Annotated in this window: 19 protein-coding genes; 8 read left to right on the top strand and 11 right to left on the bottom strand. The window is 63.9% G+C overall.

Annotated elements, in window-relative coordinates:
- Nucleotides 1-21: 21 nt before the first annotated feature.
- The 4 genes from EH240_RS07110 to EH240_RS07095 form a co-directional block, all read right to left on the bottom strand.
- Complete coding sequence (locus tag EH240_RS07110; RefSeq protein WP_124996711.1) at nucleotides 22-1,566, bottom strand: SpoVR family protein; 1,545 nt, start codon at nucleotides 1,564-1,566, stop codon at nucleotides 22-24.
- A gap of 28 nt (nucleotides 1,567-1,594) precedes the next feature.
- The gene (locus EH240_RS07105; protein WP_124996710.1) at nucleotides 1,595-2,905 is read right to left on the bottom strand and encodes a YeaH/YhbH family protein; all 1,311 of its coding nucleotides are present in this window, start codon (nucleotides 2,903-2,905) and stop codon (nucleotides 1,595-1,597) included.
- Between the two features lie 18 nt (nucleotides 2,906-2,923).
- On the bottom strand, nucleotides 2,924-4,873 hold the full coding sequence (locus EH240_RS07100; RefSeq protein ID WP_124996709.1) for a PrkA family serine protein kinase: 1,950 nt from the start codon (nucleotides 4,871-4,873) through the stop codon (nucleotides 2,924-2,926).
- Nucleotides 4,874-5,087: 214 nt separating this feature from the next.
- Nucleotides 5,088-5,399, bottom strand: a complete 312-nt coding sequence (locus EH240_RS07095) for a hypothetical protein (RefSeq protein ID WP_124996708.1) — start codon at nucleotides 5,397-5,399, stop codon at nucleotides 5,088-5,090.
- A 371-nt stretch (nucleotides 5,400-5,770) separates the two neighbouring features.
- Here EH240_RS07095 and EH240_RS07090 point away from each other — a divergent pair, with 371 nt between their 5' ends.
- The gene (locus tag EH240_RS07090; protein WP_124996707.1) at nucleotides 5,771-6,583 is read left to right on the top strand and encodes an alpha/beta hydrolase; all 813 of its coding nucleotides are present in this window, start codon (nucleotides 5,771-5,773) and stop codon (nucleotides 6,581-6,583) included.
- Here the strand turns inward: EH240_RS07090 and EH240_RS07085 are convergent, their stop codons facing one another.
- Nucleotides 6,584-6,886, bottom strand: a complete 303-nt coding sequence (locus EH240_RS07085) for a BolA family protein (RefSeq protein WP_124996706.1) — start codon at nucleotides 6,884-6,886, stop codon at nucleotides 6,584-6,586.
- Between the two features lie 136 nt (nucleotides 6,887-7,022).
- Between EH240_RS07085 and EH240_RS07080 the strand changes: the two genes are divergently transcribed.
- The 4 genes from EH240_RS07080 to EH240_RS07065 all read left to right on the top strand — a co-directional run bounded on the left by EH240_RS07080 (nucleotide 7,023) and on the right by EH240_RS07065 (nucleotide 11,727).
- Nucleotides 7,023-7,646, top strand: a complete 624-nt coding sequence (locus EH240_RS07080; protein WP_124996705.1) for a J domain-containing protein — start codon at nucleotides 7,023-7,025, stop codon at nucleotides 7,644-7,646.
- A gap of 124 nt (nucleotides 7,647-7,770) precedes the next feature.
- Entirely contained in the window at nucleotides 7,771-8,757 is a 987-nt protein-coding gene (gene cobS / locus EH240_RS07075) for a cobaltochelatase subunit CobS (protein ID WP_124996704.1), read from the top strand.
- 52 nt (nucleotides 8,758-8,809) lie between these two features.
- Entirely contained in the window at nucleotides 8,810-10,708 is a 1,899-nt protein-coding gene (gene cobT / locus EH240_RS07070) for a cobaltochelatase subunit CobT (RefSeq protein WP_124996703.1), read from the top strand.
- Nucleotides 10,705-11,727: an esterase-like activity of phytase family protein gene (locus EH240_RS07065; RefSeq protein ID WP_124996702.1), complete on the top strand. Its 1,023-nt coding sequence runs from the start codon at nucleotides 10,705-10,707 to the stop codon at nucleotides 11,725-11,727. The genes cobT and EH240_RS07065 overlap by 4 nt, the downstream gene beginning before the upstream one ends.
- Before the next feature lie 17 nt (nucleotides 11,728-11,744).
- Here the strand turns inward: EH240_RS07065 and EH240_RS07060 are convergent, their stop codons facing one another.
- From EH240_RS07060 to rpmB, 4 genes are all read right to left on the bottom strand, one after another.
- The gene (locus EH240_RS07060) at nucleotides 11,745-13,523 is read right to left on the bottom strand and encodes a GtrA family protein (protein WP_124996701.1); all 1,779 of its coding nucleotides are present in this window, start codon (nucleotides 13,521-13,523) and stop codon (nucleotides 11,745-11,747) included.
- A 118-nt stretch (nucleotides 13,524-13,641) separates the two neighbouring features.
- Nucleotides 13,642-14,316: a polyamine aminopropyltransferase gene (locus tag EH240_RS07055; RefSeq protein WP_124996700.1), complete on the bottom strand. Its 675-nt coding sequence runs from the start codon at nucleotides 14,314-14,316 to the stop codon at nucleotides 13,642-13,644.
- 64 nt (nucleotides 14,317-14,380) lie between these two features.
- Complete coding sequence (locus tag EH240_RS07050) at nucleotides 14,381-15,061, bottom strand: queuosine precursor transporter (RefSeq protein ID WP_124996699.1); 681 nt, start codon at nucleotides 15,059-15,061, stop codon at nucleotides 14,381-14,383.
- A gap of 111 nt (nucleotides 15,062-15,172) precedes the next feature.
- On the bottom strand, nucleotides 15,173-15,469 hold the full coding sequence (gene rpmB, locus EH240_RS07045) for a 50S ribosomal protein L28 (protein WP_095804527.1): 297 nt from the start codon (nucleotides 15,467-15,469) through the stop codon (nucleotides 15,173-15,175).
- 254 nt (nucleotides 15,470-15,723) lie between these two features.
- On the opposite strand from rpmB, the gene EH240_RS07040 reads away from it, so the two are divergent.
- The 3 genes from EH240_RS07040 to EH240_RS07030 are packed head-to-tail and all read left to right on the top strand — an operon-like array spanning nucleotide 15,724 to nucleotide 18,108.
- Nucleotides 15,724-16,515, top strand: coding sequence for a DUF3108 domain-containing protein (locus EH240_RS07040; RefSeq protein WP_124996698.1), 792 nt, complete (start codon nucleotides 15,724-15,726; stop codon nucleotides 16,513-16,515).
- A gap of 37 nt (nucleotides 16,516-16,552) precedes the next feature.
- Nucleotides 16,553-17,440 (top strand): aromatic amino acid exporter YddG, encoded by an 888-nt coding sequence (gene yddG / locus EH240_RS07035; protein WP_124996697.1) that lies wholly within the window; start codon nucleotides 16,553-16,555, stop codon nucleotides 17,438-17,440.
- Entirely contained in the window at nucleotides 17,437-18,108 is a 672-nt protein-coding gene (locus tag EH240_RS07030; RefSeq protein ID WP_124996696.1) for a lysoplasmalogenase family protein, read from the top strand. The genes yddG and EH240_RS07030 overlap by 4 nt, the downstream gene beginning before the upstream one ends.
- Here EH240_RS07030 and EH240_RS07025 read toward each other — a convergent pair.
- Entirely contained in the window at nucleotides 18,105-18,536 is a 432-nt protein-coding gene (locus tag EH240_RS07025) for a cupin domain-containing protein (protein ID WP_124996695.1), read from the bottom strand. The two genes, EH240_RS07030 and EH240_RS07025, sit on opposite strands and share 4 nt — an antisense overlap.
- A gap of 10 nt (nucleotides 18,537-18,546) precedes the next feature.
- Complete coding sequence (gene gloB, locus EH240_RS07020; RefSeq protein ID WP_124996694.1) at nucleotides 18,547-19,314, bottom strand: hydroxyacylglutathione hydrolase; 768 nt, start codon at nucleotides 19,312-19,314, stop codon at nucleotides 18,547-18,549.
- Nucleotides 19,315-19,363: the final 49 nt, after the last annotated feature.

Raw genomic sequence — 19,363 nt, 5'->3', positions numbered from 1 at the left:
GGCAGAGCTGGGCCTCCGGCCTCACAGTTCCTTCGTCGAGCGCTCGCTGAGCATCGCGCCGGTTTCAGCATCCATGGCCGCCAGGCTGACGTCGTAGCCCCATAGGCTTCGGATATGGCGCAAGGTTGCGTCGCGGCTTTCGCCCTCGAGCAGGATGCCGTCCTTCACTTTGTGCTGCAGCCGCAGATGCCGGTCGCCCAAAAGGTCCACGTCAACCACCTGGATGTCGGGCCGGCTCGCCCCGACATCGTAGCTTTGGGCCAGCGCGGACCGTATCTTGCTGTAGCCGCGCTCATTGTGGATCGAGGCGACTTCGTAGTGCGGCTCGTCGGCGCCGTCGGCCAAAACGAAGAGCCGCCATTTCCGGATCAGGGCGGGGCTCAGGTACTGGCGGATGAAGGATTCGTCACGGTGGTTGGCCCAGGCATCGAGCAGGGTGTCGCGCCAGTCGCCGCGGCCGGCGATGTCCGGGAACCAGTCGCGGTCCTCCGCGGTCGGTTCGGTCGAGATGCGCTTGATGTCCTGCATCATGTCGAGACCCAGCGCATAGGGATTGATGCCGGAATAACGCGGATCGTCATAGGCCGGCTGGAAAACCACGTTCGAATGGTTGCGCAAGATCTCAAGCATGGCGCCTTCGCTGATACGGCCACGATCGAAGAGCGTGTTCATGAGCGTGTAATGCACGAAGGTGGCGCAGCCCTCGTTCATCACCTGGGTTTGCCGCTGCGGGTAAAAATATTGCGCAATAACACGCACGATCCTGATGATCTCGCGCTGCCAGGGTTCAAGCACAAGGCTGTTCTTCTCAAGGAAGTAGAGCAGATTCTCCTCAGGCAGTTTGAGCGATTTCTTCCGTGCCGCCGCACCGTCGTCGCGCGTTTCGCTCTTGTCGGTGTCTTGCGAAGGCGGCAGCGTGCGCCATAGATCGTTGTAGGAACGCTCCTCGTATTCGAGGCGCTCGCGAAGCCCTTCGCGCTGCTGCTCCGACGACAGCTTCGGCGGCCGATGGTAGCGGAAGACGCCTTGCTCCATCAGCGCGTGGGCGGAATCGAGCACTGCCTCCACGGCCGCGAGGCCGTGCCGCTCCTCGCATCGGGCGATGTAGCCCTTGGCAAAATCCAGATAGCTCAGGATGCCTCCGGCGTCCGTCCATTGCCGGAAGAGATGATTGTTCTTGAAGAAATGGTTGTGCCCAAGCGCGGCATGGGCGGTCACCAGGGCCTGCAGGGCCATGGTGTTCTCTTCCATGAGATAGACGATGCAGGGATTGGAGTTGATGACCAGCTCATAAGCCAAACCGCGCGCGCCCTTGCGGTAGAGAAGCTCGTTGTAAAGGAAATGCTTGCCGAAAGACCAATGTCGATACATCAGCGGCATGCCTACCGAGGAATAGGCGTCGAGCATCTGCTCGGAGGAAATGACCTCCATCTGCACCGGGTAGATGTCGAGGCGAAGCTCTTCGACCCCGATCGCTTCGATCTCGTCGTAGACCCGCGATAATTTCCTGAAATCCCAGTCCGCCCCAGAAAAAAGCAGCTCGGATTTGCGCGCCTGACTGACCATCGGCCTCTATCCCATCGACCCCGTGTCTTTACGCACTCTTGCGCAGAGCAGGCTGCCTGGCGAAAAGCTCGCGGAAGACCGGATAGATATCGGCCGGAGCAGCGATGCGCCTCATCTGGAAATTCGGCCATTTCCCGTCGACAGCGTTGTAGGCGCGCCAGAGCGACGTCCCGTTCTCGGTTGAGCCGAAAATGTGGCTTTCGCGTTCGTCGATGATCTCAACATAGGCGAAATACTGGCAAAGACGCATCAGCTTGCGGTCGAGCAGCGCTATGCAGCGCTCGGAGTCGGTGGCGAAGTTGTCGCCGTCGGAAGCCTGGGCGGCGTAGATATTCCACTCGGCGGCCGGATAGCGCTGCTCGATGATGCGATGCATTTCCTCAAGCGCCGTGGAGACGACGGTGCCGCCGCTTTGGGTATGGTAGAAGAACGTGTGCTCGTCCACCTCCTTGGCCTCGTGGGTGTGGCGAATGAAGACGATCTCGGTGCGTTCATAACGTCGTGTCAGGAACAGATGCAGCAGCACGAAGAAGCGCTTGGCCAGATCCTTCTCGCGCTCGCCCATCGATCCCGAGACGTCCATCAGACAGAACATGACCGCGCTCGCATTCGGCACCGGTTGGGGGTCGAAGCGATTGAAACGGATGTCGACCGGATCGACATAGGCAATTCGCTTGCGCCGGCGCTCAAGCCGGTCAAGCTCCTCGCGCAGGGCCGCGATACTCTCGCGCATTGCAGCGTTTGAAGGGTTCGATTCCAGCTCGGCGAGCTGCCTGGCGACGGCGTCCACGGCCTCTTGCTTGGGTCGCCTGAGCGCGATGCGGCGCCCGTGGCTGTTTCGCATCGTGCGTCCGACATTGATGTTGGTCGGCGCCCCGCTTGCCGTGAAGCCCGCCCGTCTTGGCTTGAAGCTCAGGATTTGCTTGAGATTGAGCTTGACCAGATCGGGCAGCTCGAGGTCCTCGAAGAAGAGATCGAGCACTTCCTCGCGCGACAGCACAAAGCGAAAGTCGTCCTCGGATTCGGTGGTTCCCGGAGCCGATGGATTGCCGCCTCCACCGCCGGGCTTGGGGATCAGGTCACCGGGGCTGAACGACCTGTTACCGGGCAGGATGTGCTGGCGCTCTCCACTGTCCTTGGCGTCGCTGAAGGTCGGTTCGCCGGTGCCTTTTCGAGGCATCGGCACGGCATGTTCCCGGTCGAGATCGGCGATGCGGCCTGTGCGAACCCGGTCGCGGATGCTGCGCTTGAGCTCTTCGCGGGCGCGCCTCAGGAAGCGCTGGCGGTTGCCCAGGCTTTTGTCCTTCGGGTTCAGGCGGCGGTCGATGAAGATCGGCATGGAACCGTCCCGGTTTGCTCAGCCCGCCTTATTCACGCGCATGTACCAGTCGACCAGCCGGCGCACCTGCCGCTCGGTGTAGCCGCGCTCCACCATGCGCTGCACGAATTCATGGTGCCGCTTTTCCGTGACGCTGTCCTGCTTGGAGCCGAAACTGATCACCGGTAGCAGATCCTCGACCTGGCCGAACATGCGCTTTTCGATCACCTCGCGAAGCTTTTCATAGCTTGTCCACGACGGGTTGCGGCCATGATTGCGCGCCCGGGCACGCAAGGTGAACTTGACCACTTCGTTGCGGAAGTCCTTGGGATTGGCGATGCCGGCCGGCTTCTCGACCTGCGACAGTTCCTTGTCCAGGATCTCGCGATTGAGGATCTGCCCGGTATCGGGGTCCTTGTAGTCCTGATCCTCGATCCAGGCATCGGCGTAGGCGATGTAGCGGTCGAAAAGGTTCTGGCCGTACTCGCTATACGATTCCAGATAGGCCTTCTGGATCTCATGACCGATGAACTCGGCGTAGCGCGTTGCAAGTTCCGACTTGATGAACTCGAGATAGGCGGCTTCCGTTTCCTTCGGGAATTGCTCGCGTTTGATCGCCTCCTCGAGGATGTACATCAGATGCACCGGATCGGCGGCCACCTCCTTGGTGTCGTAGTTGAAGGTCTGCGACAGGATCTTGAAGGCGAAGCGCGTGCTGACCCCGGTCATGCCTTCGTCGACGCCCGCGGCATCGCGATATTCCTGGACCGACTTCGCCTTTGTGTCGACCTCCTTGAGGTTCTCGCCGTCATAGGCGCGCATCTTGGTGTAGAGCGGCGAGTTCTCATGCTCGGCAAGGCGGGTAGAGACCGTGAAACGGCTGAGAATGTCCAGCACTTCGGGCGCGCAGGGGCTGCTCGCCAGATCGCTTTCGCGCAGCAGCTTCTCGTAGATTTGCCTTTCCTCGGTGATGCGAAGGCAATACGGAACCTTGACCACGAGGATGCGGTCGAGGAAAGCCTCATTGTTCTTGTTGTTCTTGAACTGCTGCCATTCCGATTCGTTGGAATGGGCAACGACGATGCCCTGATAGGGGAAGGCGCCGAAATTCTCGGTGCCGTTGTAGCTGCCTTCCTGGGTCGCCGTCAGCAACGGGTGCAGGACCTTGATCGGCGCCTTGAACATCTCGACGAACTCGAGCAGGCCCTGCGTGGTCCGGTTCAAGCCGCCGCTGTAGGAATAGGCATCCGGATCGGACTGGCTGAAATTCTCCAATTGCCTGATGTCGACCTTGCCGACCAGGGCCGAGACGTCCTGATTGTTCTCGTCGCCGGGCTCGGTCTTGGCGATGGCGATCTGGCGCAGACGCGACGGCGACAGCTTGACCACGCTGAACTTGGAAATGTCGCCGGACAGTTCGTCGAGGCGCTTGGCCGCCCAGGGCGAGATGAGCCCGTTCAGACGACGGCGGGCTATCCCGTATTTGTCTTCCAGCAGATCGCCCATGCGATCGGGATGGAAAAGGCCGAGCGGCGATTCGAAAATCGGACTGATCTGGTTGCCGACCTTCAGCGTGTAGATCGGGCGTTGCTCCATCAGCTTCTTCAGCCGTTCGGCAAGCGAGGACTTGCCGCCGCCGACCGGCCCGAGCAGGTAGAGGATCTGCTTGCGCTCCTCGAGGCCCTGCGAGGCATAACGGAAATATCCGGCGATGCGCTCTATCGTATCCTCCATTCCGTAGAAGTCGGAGAAGGAGGGATACACCTTGATGGTGCGGTTCGAGAAAATGCGCCCGAGCCGCTCGTCCTTGCTGGTGTCGACCAGGTTCGGCTCGCCTATTGCCTCGACCATCCGTTCAGGCGCCGAGGCATACATGGATTTGTCCTCGCGGCAGGCGAGCAGATATTGCTGGAGGCTGATCTCTTCCTGGGCCGCGTTGGCGTAAATCTCCGAAAACAGATCGAAGACGTCGGATTGGTTCTCTCGCATGATATTCTGCCCTCAGAGCCGCTCTAGCTTCCAGTCGGCCAGTCGGCTCGTCTCGTATTCAACTGCCGGAAAGCATTGTGGTTCCCTCACATGAAGGAGAGCGTCTGCAATCGGGCATCGACGTCTCAAAGCACCCGATGCGGACGGAATGCTCACCTATGATCTTTAGGTGGTGATGGCGGGGAGAGCTTCAAGGAGAATCTTGGTTTTTCCACTACATATCGTGGTCGGGAACGTAGAGGCAGAACGAATGCTGAGACGCCGCGTCGCCGCCGGGCTTGCACTCGTGAAAGAACTCGTCACGCGAGCGCTTGATCCGACTGTCGGAGTAGGGGATGAGCTCTCCGGTGGAGAGCTGGTATCCATATTTCGTTTCCTTCACGTCGGCCGTGGGTGCCTGGTAGCAGTCCATTCCCGAGCAGCATGAGCTGTCATACTGCCAGCCCTTGGGCGCCTGATGCGCGGCGGCCGGAGCCGACAGGAAGGCCGCCAGCGCGATTGCCGGAAACAGGCGCAGAGGGTGCAAACGGCCTGAGCACCCGTTGGCACGCGCGGCTGGAACTCGATACTTCGTCGTCATTGACGGTCACCGTTCGGAGGCGCCGGCCGAGGGCATCGGCTCTCCTGTCTGACAAGCGATTCGTTCCGGTATGGATGAAGGCTTCCTCCGGATCCGGGCCTCCACTCAAACTGCCAGGCCAAGGAAATGTTCCATGATCCTCCCGGTGGCGGAGTTGCGCGCCGGCGCTTTTTGAGGGCGCGAGACGGGCGCGGGCCAACGTTGACGGGCCCCAATCCCACAGTCGATGAACAATCCTAGCTGGACGCTCGCCGAGCTCGCATGCACTCTTTGCGGAGTGGGCGGTCAGGGGGCCGGAGGGCTGTCAGGAGATGACGATGATCGATCGGCGACATTTTGTCCTTGCGTCGGTTGCTGCCATGCTGCCGACAGCTGCGTCGGCAGCATGGCGTGGGCGCCAGCCGACGCCAATGACGCTCGACTACGGGCCGGCCAAGCTCGACATCTACGCACGCGACGGCGCCAAGGGCGATCCGGTCGTCTTTTTCATCCATGGCGGCGCCTGGCGGCTCGGCAACCGCAACAATGTCAATGCCAAGCCTGGTTTCCTGCTCGCCAAGGACTTCCTGTTCGTCTCGATCGACTACCGCATGCTGCCGGAGGCCGCCGTCGCCACCCAGGCGAGCGACGTCGAGAAGGCTTACGGCTATGTGCGCGCCAATATCGCCAAATATGGCGGCGATCCCGACCGCATCGTGGTGATGGGCCACTCGGCCGGTTGCCATCTCGCGGCGCTGACGGGGTTTCGCGGCGGCTTGCCCGGCGTCGCCGCGCTGGTGCTCGACGATACCGAGGCCTATGACATCGAGGCCCTGGCCAAGGCGCAAGGCGGCAAGCTGCGTCCGGTCTATGCCCAGGCGTTTTCGGATCCGAGCCAGTGGCGGGCGCTGTCGCCCGCGACTTATATCGGGACGGCCAAGCATCCGCCCGTGTTCGTCGCCTATTCGAACGCGCCGATCCGCGCGGTCGCCGCGCGTGATTTAGCGGACCGGCTGCGGGCAAGGGGCACCAAGGTGACGCTGTTCGACGGCAGCGCCTATTCGCATATGGCGATCAACCGCCGCTTCGGCGAGGACGGCGATGCGCTGACCGCCGCGGTCATGGCTTTCCTGAAGGCGACGCTCGTGTAGTTACCAGCGCGTTTTCTCCCCCGGCGCCGCCGGCTCGATCGCCAGCGCGTGCACGCCGGCCTTCAGCTCGTCGGCGAGCAGTTCGTTGACGGCGCGGTGGCGGTCGATGCGGCTCATGCCGGCAAAATTCGGCGAGACGATGCGGACGCGGAAATGCGTCTCGCCGGCGCCGTCGAAGGTGGCGTGATGGCCCGACTCGACATGATGATGGCCGGCATGAAGGTGGCTTTCGTTGATGACGGCGAGCCTTTCCGGCGAAAACGCCGCCCTCAGCTTGTTTTCCATCGTCGACTGTATGGACATCGGGGCTCCCCTTCACCACATCTGCGGCACCGCCGCAAAATCTGCACTTTCGACCGCTTTTAAGCCGTGATTCAGCGGTTAGGGCGATCATCGGCGAAATGTCAATTCTTGTTTCGCACTGGCGAACAGCCCATAAATGGGTGAGATGAAACCATATCCCAAATATTTCGAGAAAATTCGCATCCGGCCGGAAAAGGATGCGGAGCTGAAGTCGCGCTCGCCGATCTGCCAGTGGGACGGTTGCAAGGAGGCCGGCACGCATCGCGCGCCGGTCGGACGCCTGAAGGAGGGCGAGTATTTCCGCTTCTGCTTCGAGCATGTGCGCGAATACAACAAAGGTTTCAACTATTTCTCGGGTGTGCCGGACAGCGAGATCGCCCGCTTCCAGAAGGAGGCGCTGACCGGTCATCGGCCGACCTGGCGCATGGGCGCCAATGGCGGCGGGATGCGTTCGGCGCCCGATTTCGCGCAGCAGCGTTCGGGGCGCGCCGGCTACTACAACCGCATGCGCGACCCCTTCAACCTGTTCGGCGGCGGAACGCGGGAGGTGCGCGAGCGCAAGGCCAAGCCGCTTGAGGCCAAGGCGCTGGAAACGCTTGGCCTTGATACAAAGGCGACTGGCAAGGATATCAAGGCGCGCTATAAGGAACTCGTTAAGCGCCACCATCCGGATGCGAATGGCGGCGACAGGGGTTCGGAAGACCGGTTCCGCGATGTGCTGCAGGCCTATCGCGTGCTCAAGCAAGCAGGATTGTGCTGAGCGACCCTACGGTCCCATGTCGTTTTCCAACTTTCATAAGGTTGGAAAAGGCTCTAAGACCGCCCCCGAACAAAATCGATTGCCGGCGAAACGCGGCGTTTCGCCCGTGGAGACGTTGATAGAGATGAACAAGGTCGATCGCGACATCGCCAACCTGCCCGACACGACGGCGTCGGTGAAGGACAAGTTCGGCTTCGATTCCAAGATGATCGTGCCGGCCTATTCCGTCTCGACCGAGCACGTGCCCGACATCGACCCGGACTACCTCTTCGACCGGGCGACGACATTGGCGATCCTCGCCGGCTTCGCCTACAACCGCCGCGTCATGGTGTCGGGTTATCACGGCACCGGCAAGTCGACGCATATCGAGCAGGTCGCCGCGCGCCTCAACTGGCCCTGCGTGCGCGTCAACCTCGACAGCCATGTCAGCCGCATCGACCTCGTCGGCAAGGACGCCATCGTCGTCAAGGAAGGCCTGCAGATCACCGAGTTCCGCGACGGCATCCTGCCCTGGGCCTATCAACACAATGTGGCGCTCTGCTTCGACGAGTACGACGCCGGCCGCCCGGACGTGATGTTCGTCATCCAGCGCGTGCTGGAATCGTCTGGCCGCCTGACGCTGCTCGACCAGAGCCGCGTCATCCGCCCGCATCCGGCCTTCCGGCTGTTCGCCACCGCCAACACGGTCGGGCTGGGCGACACCACCGGCCTCTATCACGGCACGCAGCAGATCAACCAGGCGCAGATGGATCGCTGGTCGATCGTCACCACGCTCAATTACCTGCCGCACGACAACGAGGTCTCGATCGTCCTGGCCAAGGCCAAGCATTATCGCGACAACAAGGGCAAGGAGATCGTCAACAAGATGGTGCGCGTCGCCGACATGACGCGCTCGGCCTTCATCAACGGCGACCTGTCGACGGTGATGAGCCCGCGCACCGTCATCACCTGGGCCGAGAATGCCGAGATCTTCGGCGATATCGGCATGGCGTTCCGGCTGACCTTCCTCAACAAGTGCGACGAGCTGGAGCGTTCGGTGGTCGCCGAATTCTACCAGCGCGCCTTCGGCGAGGATCTTCCGGAGAGCGCCGCCAACGTGGTGCTGGGGTAGGCGCGCGCCGGAAGGCTTGGCCTTTCCGGCGAAATCGCGCAGGGAATGATCGATGGCGGGTCCGGGCGACAACACGCGCAACAAGCCGAAGAACGGGTCTGAAGCCGACAGCTTCAAGCGCGCCGTCACCGTCTGCATGCGCGCGGTCGCCGGCGACAAGGACCTCGAGGTCGGCTTCGCCAAGGACCGGCCGGCGCTGGCCGGCAATCGTGCGCGCCTGCCCGAGCTGCCGAAGAAGGCTTCCCGCAACGACATTGCGATCACCCGCGGCATCGGCGATTCCATGGCGCTGAAGCGCGCCTGCCACGACGCGCGCATTCACAGCAAGCTGGCGCCGGAGGGCAAGCTCGCGCGCGCCATCTACGACGCGGTCGAGCAGGCGCGGGTCGAGGCGATCGGCAGCCGCGCCATGCAGGGCGTGGCCGACAATATCGGCTCGATGCTCGAGGACAAATACGCGAGAGCCAACCTCGTCGACGTCAAGGACAGGGCCGACGCGCCGCTCGAGGAGGCGGTGGCGCTGATGGTGCGCGAGAAGCTCACCGGCCGCGCCGTGCCGAAGAGCGGCGAGCGGCTGGTGGATCTGTGGCGCCCCTGGGTCGAGGAGAAGGCAAGCGCCGATCTCGATGGCCTGTCGTCCAGGCTCGACGACCAGCAGGCCTTCGCCCGGATCGTGCGCGACATGCTCGTTTCCATGGAGATGGCCGAGGAGCTCGGCGACGACCAGGATACCGAGGATAGCGAGGACGACGAAGAAAACGAGCAGCAGGGCGAGGAGCAGAGCGAGGAAGGCGGCGAGGACGATTCCGGCTCGGAACAGTCGCAGTCCGAAGATGCCGAGGCCTCTGCCGACGAGGAAGACTCTGCCGAGACCGAGGCGACCGACGCCACATCGGACGACCTCTCCGACGAGGACGATTCCGACGCCGAGACGCCCGGCGAGGCGCGCCGCAACGACAATCCGTTCCTCAACCTGCCGAGGGAGATCGACTACAAGGTCTTCACCACCGCCTTCGACGAGACGGTCGGCGCCGAGGACCTTTGCGAGGAAGAGGAACTCGACCGGCTGCGTGCCTTCCTCGACAAGCAGCTCGCCAATCTCTCGGGCGTCGTCGGTCGCCTGGCCAACCGCCTGCAGCGCCGCCTGATGGCCCAGCAGAACCGCTCCTGGGACTTCGACCTGGAGGAAGGCTATCTCGATCCGGCGCGGCTGGTGCGCGTCGTCATCGATCCGATGCAGCCGCTGTCCTTCAAGCAGGAGCGCGATACCAAGTTCCGCGACACGGTGGTGTCGCTGGTGCTCGACAATTCGGGCTCGATGCGCGGGCGCCCGATCACCGTTGCCGCGACCTGCGCCGACATTCTGGCGCGCACGCTGGAGCGCTGCGGCGTTTCGGTGGAAATCCTCGGCTTCACCACCCGCGCCTGGAAGGGCGGGCAGGCGCGCGAGAAATGGCTGAAGGACGGCAAGCCGCCGAGTCCGGGCCGGCTCAACGACCTGCGCCACATCATCTACAAGTCCGCCGACCATCCGTGGCGGCGGGCGCGCCGCAATCTCGGCCTGATGATGCGCGAGGGCCTGCTCAAGGAGAACATCGACGGCGAGGCGCTGCTTTGGGCGCACAATCGGCTGATCGGCCGGCCGGAGCAGCGCAAGATCTTGATGATGATCTCGGACGGCGCGCCGGTCGACGATTCCACCTTGTCGGTCAATCCCGGCAACTATCTGGAGCGTCACCTGCGCGCGGTGATCGATCTCATCGAGACGCGCTCGCCGGTGGAGCTTTTGGCCATCGGTATCGGCCACGACGTCACGCGCTACTACCGCCGCGCCGTCACCATCGTCGATGCCGAGGAGCTGGCCGGCGCCATGACCGAGCAATTGGCATCGCTGTTCGGCGAGGAGAGCGCGCGCGACACGCGGCGCGGCGGCTTGCGGCGCGCCGGATGATCTTTTCGCGGGGCGGATCCCGGCGGACGGTTTTCGCTTGCGCGCTGGTTTGCGCGGCCGCCTCTCCGGTCTTCGCCGAGGGAGGCGCTCCGGTCGAGACGATCGAGATCGCGGCGCGGCCGATCGCTGAGTTTCACATCGGCCGCGACCGGAAACAGTTCGGGCCGCTCGAGTTCGTCGGCGGACTGGAGATGACCTCGCCGTCGCGCGATTTCGGCGCGCTATCGGCTTTCCGTTTCCTCAAGTCTGGCAGCGATTTCATCGGCCTCGCCGACACCGGCTTCTGGTTCTTCGGCACCATCGCCCATGATGCCGACAAGCGGCCCTCGGGCGTGTCGAATTTCCGCATGCAGCAAATGGTCGACGCTTCGGGCCAGCCGATCGACAAGAAATGGCAGGTCGACGCCGAAGGCCTGGCGGTCAAGGACGGCATCGCCACCGTCGGCTTCGAGCGCGAACAGCGCGTCGTCCAGTTCAAGATCGAGCCGGACAACATGAAGGCGCCGTTCAAGTCGCTCGACTATCTGGTCCCGGCCTGGGAGCTGCGCCAGAATCGCGGCTTCGAGACGGTCACGCATGCCAATGCCTACGGCCAGCATGAGGGCGGCCTGGTCGTGGTTTCGGAAAAGAGCCTCGACAAGGTCGGCAACATCTATGCCGCCATCATCGAGGGACCGAGGAAGGGCGTCTTCACCGTCAAGCGCAACGGAGATTTCGACATCACCGACGGCGCCTTCCTGCCGGATGGCGACCTGCTTCTGCTCGAACGCAGCTTCTCGATGGCGCGCGGGGTGAAGATGCGGCTGAGGCGCATCTACGGAGAGAGCGTCGAGAAGGGCGCGGTCGCCGACGGCCCGGTGCTGATGGAAGCCGATATGGGATATCAGATCGACAATATGGAAGGGCTCGACGTCTGGACGCGCGACGACGGCGCGCTGATGGTGTCGCTGGTGTCGGACGACAACCACTCGATCCTGCAGCGCAACCTCTATCTGGAGTTTATTCTCCACCAGGATTGAGCCGGATATTCCGATTCTCAGCGGACCTTGTAGACCTTGACCGGCTTGCCGGCGGTCTGGCCGTCCAATTCCAGCCAGTCCGGCACGTCTCCGTGCAGCAACCGCGCGGCCAGGCCTGCGGGGGCCTCCGCGGCGAGCGACAGCTCTTCCGAATTGCCGCGGCATATGGCGACCAGCCCGACATGCTCGCGCTCGACGACGGCTCGGGCGGCGTCCGGCGTTCCCATGAAGGCGTCGAGCATGGCGAGGTTGCCGCCGACATTGCGATGGTAGGGGCTGGCCAATGCCCTGTGGCCGGTGAACATCACTATGGCCGAGCCGAGATTGGAAGACGCAAGCACCGTCGTTGCCGGCAGGGCGGCAAGATCACCGAAATCTCCGGCCTTGCTGCAGGTCAGCGCATGGTCCGCGTCGGAATTTATCCCTGCGGGCGCCTTTTGGGCAACGGACTGCGCCGCGACCGCGACGCCGGCCCAGGTCACGTTAAGCGATGCCAGCCATGCAGCCGCAATGCGGGTGGAGCCGCGCCATGACTGCGCGGCGCTTGCCTGGAGGCGAATCCCGGCGATCCAGGTCGAAAGCGGCAGCACCGCGAAGGCGACCGAGAAGGTCGAGCCGCGCACCTGCCACAGGCTGATGACGAAAGCGATGATCAGCAGCGCAGCGGCAATGGCCTCTTCGCGGCGCGGGCGGCGCCTGTGAAGTTGAAAGCCGATCAGAAGGAGCGCAATGAAGGGCGTAACATAGCGCGCCGCCATCAGCTTCGGCTCGTTGACGGCGACGCTCAAGAAAGGCTGCGCCTCGACGACGTCGTTCAGCCAGTAGGTGCGAAGGCGCTCGTCCAAGCCGGCATAGGGCGAGGCCAGGCATTGCGGGAAGAACACGATCGCAACGGCCGCGACCGCCAGGAACAATGCGGACATTGAGACGAGCCGCGTCTTGACTGTCGATTGCCCGGACAGACCGGCAATCGCCGCCAGGCCGAAGCCGGACAGTGCCGCGATGACGAATTGGAAGGCCGAGAAGGCATCGCACTGGGCCACGCCCCAGGCCGACGGCGGTACGGTGGCAACGAGGACCACCAAGGCCACCACGGCAAATCCGGTGCCGAAGCCGCGCGCCGTCAGGCGTTCCCGTTCATCGAGGATGAAGAGCACGGCGGCACATGCGCCGAGTGCGGCCACATACGGCGCGGTCTCCATGCCGATGGCCAGCGTGAGACCCGCGCACAGGCCGGACAGAAAGGCGGCTGGCCGCCACGAGGGAGCCTCCATCAGAAGCCAGAGACTGGCCGCCGTCAGCAGGATCTGGACATTGTGGTGGTCGAGCGTGCCGGGGCTGAAGGTGCCGAGAAAGAACAGCGCGGCAGTGGACAGGATCAGCGACGGCATCGCCACGTCGGCGCCGGCAAAACGCCGCGAGGCGCGCAGGATGACGAATATGGTGAGCCCATAAAGGAAAAGCGGCCAGATGATCTGCGCCGCTCTCTCAGCGGCGGCCATGCTGGCGCCCAGCGCCTGGAAGGCCAGGATGATCAGCGAGATCGGCGTGTCGACCAGCCGCGACCAGTGCATGACGAAGCCGCCGGTCAGGCCCATACGGTATTGATGAAGGTCGAACCAGCTCTGGCCCGCCAGCAGGTCGCGAACCTCGACCAGCCTCAGCATGCTGTCGTTGTCGGCGCCAAGGTCCGCGATCGTCGGGAAGCCGGAGATCGCATTGATCGCCAGCACCAGCAGCGTCGCGCAGAGCGCGAGCAGGAGGTCATGTTTCCAACCGGTGCCCTGGATGGTCATGCTGGCGGCGCTGTCCTGGATCGTTTTCGCGATCCTGCATCATCGGCCGTAACAAAGCGTAAAGCCGCCGGGGATTTCCGATGGCGGGCCGGCTCCAGCGGCGAGCGGCCGGCAGGGATCACCGCCCTTTGGCTGCGATCCAAATGACGTGACGGGCGCCGAGCTTGACACGGGCGCGCGCGTTGATCTCCTCGACTATGAAGCCCGCCTGCTTCAGCCGCCGCGTGAAACCGCCGTCTGGTCCCTGCGACCAAACGGCCAGGACGCCGCCGGGCTTCAACGCGGCATGGGCGGCTGCCAGGCCGGCCGCGCTATAGAGCGAGTCATTTCCCTTGTAGACGATGCCTTCGGGACCATTGTCGACGTCGAGCAGGATGGCGTCCCAGGCGGCCGCTTCCGCCCTTATCAGTTGACCGACATCAGCCTCGCGAATGGTGACGCGGGGATCGTCGAGGCAGCCGTCGAAGATTCCGGCCATCGCGCCGCGCGCCCAGGCGACGACTGCGGGCACAAGTTCGGCAACGGTGACGGCAGCGTCCCTGTCAAGTGCTGCAAGAGCGGCGCGCAAGGTGAAGCCCATGCCGAGCCCGCCGATGAGGATTCTTGGCTCCTTGTGGCCAGCGATCAGCTCGCAGGAAAGCTTGGCGAGTGCCTCCTCGGAGCCGCTGAGGCGGCTGTTCATCAGCTCGTTGGTACCCAGCATGATCGAGAATTCATCGCCGCGCCGCTTCAGGCGAAGTTCCTGAGCGCCGTCGGGCGTGCGGGCTGAATCAAGCTGAACCCAGGGGATCACGAGCGAGCTCTTTGTCTGACCACGATCTTTTCCGCAAGCCGGGCTTCATTTTGCGGGATCATGGTTAGACCGCGACTGCCGGCTGGGTCCAGCGGGCGGCGAGCAGCCGGTAGGGGATCAGCGCCACCACCGCGATGATGAGCTTGACCGAGAGATCGCCGAGCGCCCAGGAGACCCAGCGCATGGTCTCGATGGGCAACACGCCCATCAGCGGCGCCGTCTCCAGCGCGAAGCCGTCGTTCGGCCCGACAAAGGCGAAGGCGGCGGAGAAGGCGACGCCGAAGAACACGACCGTATCGAAGGTTGAGCCGACCAGCGTGCCGACGATCGGCGCGCGCCACCAGCTCTGCCGGCGCAGCCGGTTGAACACGGTCACGTCGAGCAGCTGCGCGATGAGGAAGGCGGCGCCGGAAGCGGCGGCGATGCGCACCAGCCGGTCGGCGGCGGTCTCGAACTCGATCAGGCCGTGGCGGAACAGGAAGGGCGGAACGAGGATCGAGCAGATCACCGCCGTCATGAAGCCGACGAACACCACCTTGCGCGCCACGGCCGGGCCATAGCGGCGATTGGCAAGATCGGTGACCAGGAAGGAGAAGGGATAGGTGAAGGCGCCCCAGGTCAGCAGGTCGGACAGCGACAGGCCGCCGATCTGGCCCTGGATCGGGAACTGGACAAGGATGTTCGATGCCACGACGACAAGCGCCATGGCGGCCACGAAGGGCAGGTATCGCGAAAGGAAGTTCATTTTTTTATCCTGGGTAATGGAACCAGCTGAGCGTCATGTCGACGCTCGCTCATATTTGAGCACCAGTTTGAGGCCGGTGCTCGAGGCGGTCGTCCCGGCCCGAATGGCGCTTTAGGCTGCCGGCTGCTCGGCGAGCTTCTTGGCGATCTGCTTCTTCAGCAGGCGCGCGCGCTGCGACAGCTCCTTGGCGTCGGCCTTGGCCAGGAAGGCGTCGAGGCCGCCGCGATGCTCGACCGAACGCAGCGCGTTGGCCGAAATGCGCAGACGAACGTTCTGGTTCAGCACTTCGGAAATCAGCGTCACATTGACCAGGTTCGGCAGGAAGCGGCGCTTGGTCTTGTTGTTGGCATGGCTCACATTGTTGCCGGTCTGGACTGCCTTGGCAGTGAGCTCGCAGGTGCGGGACATCTTGTCTAACCTTCAGTTCTAACCTGCCAAACCATTCTGCCCGCGCCAGGCGGCGCGCGGTCTCGATCAGGCGGCCTTTGGAAAAGTTGGCGTTCCATAGTTGCATTTCGCCACTACGTCAAGCTCCGGCAGATGCGCGACGGCGAAGCGCGCTCCATATAAAGGCCGGATTTCGCCCTATAAGCCCTTCGCGAAGGGATTGCCAGGCTGGAGCCGTTGCGTTTCCGGCCAGTATCAAGGATTTGCCGCCGGCCATGCTTCGCTTATCCCATGCATTTGCAACGCTGCTTGCCGTCGCTGTGCCGGCGACGGGCTTCGCTGCTGCCTCGCCGCAGGCCTTCAAGGGCGAATATACCGTTTCGTTCCTTGGCCTTTCGGTCGCCAGGGCGACGTTTTCGAGCCGTTACGACGGCGACAACTACGCCATCAACGGCACTGTCTCCGCCGCGGGCATCGCCAAGCTGTTCGACGACACCAAGGGCACGATTTCGTCGAAAGGCACGATTGCGGGCCAGCAGATGCGGCCGCAGGCCTTCCGGGCCGACTACACCTCCGGCAAGAAGGCATCGGTGGTCGACATACGCTTCGCCGATGGGGGTGTCGCTTCGACCCAAGTCATTCCGGCGCCGAAGAAGCGCGATCCCAAGAGCTGGGTGCCGGTCGGCGCCGGCGACCTGAAATCGGTGCTCGACCCGATGGCGGCCACCGTCATCCATGCCGACAGCCTGGACAAGGTCTGCGGGCGGACAGTCAAATTCTATGACGGCGAGATGCGCGCCAACCTGTCGCTGACCTATGCTTCGAAGGGCTCGATCTCGGTGCCCGGCTACAAGGGCGACACCGTCACCTGCAAGATGGGCTTCGAGCCGGTCGCGGGCTATCGCAAAGGCCGTAAGGCGCTGGAGTTCCTCAAGAACAAGAGCCGCATGATGGTGACATTTGCGCCGGTCGGCCAATCCGGCGTATATGCGCCGATCCGCGCCACGGTCGGAACCCAGATCGGTCCGCTGACCATAAGCGCGAGACGGTTCGAAGCCGTCGAATAGTTTGTACAGGCGCCGCGGCGCGCCGCCGGGGACAGGTATGGGGCGCGCAACACTGATCGGTTTCTCGGCGGTCGCCATGTGGGCGCTGCTCGCACTGCTCACCGACGCCTCCGGGCAAGTGCCGCCGTTTCTCTTGTCGGCCATCACCTTCGCCATCGGCACCTGCGTCGGGCTTGCCGCCAGGCTGGTGATGCCGGCTCCCGACAAGAGCCGGAAGATTCCGCCGCAGGTCTGGCTGATCGGGATTGCCGGCCTGTTCGGCTACCACTTTTTCTACTTCACGGCGCTGCGCAACGCACCGGCCGTCGAGGCGAGCCTGATCGCCTATCTTTGGCCGCTGCTCATCGTGCTCGGCTCGGCGCTGATGCCGGGCGAGCGGCTCGCCTGGAACCATGTCGCCGGCGCGCTGCTCGGCCTTGCCGGCACTTTCCTGATCGTCACCAAAGGTGGCGGCCTCGCCTTCGATCCACGCTATGCCTTCGGCTATGCGATGGCCGGCGTCTGTGCGCTGCTGTGGTCGTCCTATTCGCTCTTGTCTCGCCGCTTCCCGTCGGTGCCGACCTCGATCGTCACCTGGTTCTGCGCGGCGACGTCGGTGCTTTCGCTCGCCTGCCACCTGCTGCTCGAAAAGACCGTGCTGCCCGACGGCCCCGGCCAGTGGCTGGCGGTCGTCGGGCTCGGTCTGATGCCGGTGGGGGCCGCCTTCTATGCCTGGGATATCGGCGTCAAGCGCGGCAACATCCAGGTGCTGGGGGCGGCAAGCTACGCCGCGCCGCTGTTATCGACGCTGGTGCTGATCGCCGCCGGCGTGGCCGAGCCGTCATTGCGCATCCTCGCGGCCTGCGTGCTCATCACCGGCGGGGCGGCGCTCGCCGCGAAGTCGCTCCTGCTGCGCAAGCCGGCGACCGGCGGAGCTGGCGCATGATGCCGTTTCCGGGTGGCATCGACGCCAACCCGAATGCGACGCTTTTGTTCTCGATCGCTGCCGCCGCGATCTACGGCCTTGCGCTCGAGCTGTCGCCGCGCCTCGCCCGCTCCGCCGCGAAGACGCTTGCCGTCGCCTTGCTGGCGGCGCTCGCCGTCATGCAGGGCGGTCCGCTGCTGCTCGTCGCGGCGCTGGCGCTCAGCGCCGCCGGCGATGCGTTCCTCTCGCAGGACGGCGAGAAGGCTTTTCTTGGCGGCCTGGCGAGCTTTCTTGCCGCGCATATCGCTTATGTCGCCCTGTTCCTCGAGGCGGGCGGCGGGATCGGGCTGCTCACCGCCGAACCCTGGCGCGTCGCGATCGCACTGGCGCTGGCGGTCTTCGTTATCGGAATGCTCGCCGCGCTACGGCGTCGCGTCGGTCCACCCCTGCGTATCCCGATCGCCGTCTATGTCGCGGCGATCCTCGCCATGGGCATCTCGGCGCTTACGACCTTCTATCCCTGGGTCATCATCGGAGCCGTGCTGTTCGTGGCCTCGGACGGCTTGCTGGCGGCGGAACGCTTCCTGTTTGCCGCGATCTCGCCGCATCGCGTCTGGATGCGCTACGCGGCCTGGGTGCTCTATTATGCAGCCCAGCTGGCGATCACGCTCGGCTTTCTCTTGAGTTAAGCGGTTTTCGGCTGCCAGCCCGGTTTGGCCAGCTCGAAAGCAGCGAAGTCGAAGCCGGGAGCGACGGTGCAGCCGACGAGCGTCCATTCGCCGAGGCTGCGCGCCGACTGCCACCAGCCGGCCGGCACAACGATCTGCGGCCGCTCGCCGGCGGCGAGCGCTGGCCCCAGCACCTGTTCGACGACAGCGGCGGAGCCTTCCTCATGCATGGCGAGCGCCAGCGGCGCGCCGGCATAGAAGTGCCAGACCTCCGCCGCATCCTTCACCCGGTGCCAGGCCGAAAGCTGGCCTTTCTCCAACAGGAAATAGATTGCTGTCGAATGGCCGCGCGGGCCGCCCGCTGCGTCACGAAACGTCTCGGCATACCAGCCGCCTTCGGGGTGCGGCTGGAGGCCGAGCGTTGCGATGATTTCGGCAGCACTGGTCATGCAAGAGCGCTCAGAAATTATCCTTGCGCTTGCGGATCTCGGCGAACACTTCCGCATCGCTCGCCCTCTCCATCCCGAGATGCTTGCGGATCGCCGGGTCGTGCCAGCGCAGGAACGGGTTGGTCGACAGTTCCTCGCCGATCGTCGTCGGCAGCGTCGGCTTGTTGTCGGCGCGCAGCGCCTCGATCCTGGCGGCGCGTTCCTTGAGCGCTGAATTGCTGGGGTCGACGGTCAGCGCGAAGCGGGCGTTGGCCAAAGTATATTCGTGGCCGCAATAAATGACGGTCTCGGCCGGAAGGGCGGCCAGCTTCTTCAGCGACTCGTGCATCACCGGCGGCTTGCATTCGAACAGCCGGCCGCAGCCCAGCGCAAACAGCGTGTCGGCGGTGAAGGCCACTTTCGAGGCCGGCAGATGGTAGGAGACATGGCCGGCGGTGTGGCCCGGCGTTTCGATGACCTCGATCCTTTCATCGCCAAGGCGGATGACGGAGCCTTGCCTGACGGTCTCGTCGATGCCGGGGATCTTCGCCCTCTCGGCTTCCGGTCCGATGATGCGCAATTTGAAGCGCTCCTTCAGGGCCAGATTGGCCTCGACATGGTCGCCATGATGGTGCGTGGTCAGGATCATCGTCGGCGTCCAGCCGGTGCGCTTGATCGCGGCCAGGATCGGGGCTTCCTCCGGAGCGTCGATGATTGCCGTCTGCCCGCTTTTGGGGTCATGCACCAGCACGCCGAAATTGTCGGTGCGGCACATGAACTGTTCGATTTCGACCGGCATCTCGTCACTCTCCTTATCGCCGCAGACATAGGGCGGCCGGCCATCGATG

The organism is Mesorhizobium tamadayense (genome assembly GCF_003863365.1).
Classification (GTDB): domain Bacteria; phylum Pseudomonadota; class Alphaproteobacteria; order Rhizobiales; family Rhizobiaceae; genus Mesorhizobium; species Mesorhizobium tamadayense.
Note: the sequence above shows the minus strand (reverse complement) of the source record. Positions and strands in the feature narration are given on the sequence as shown.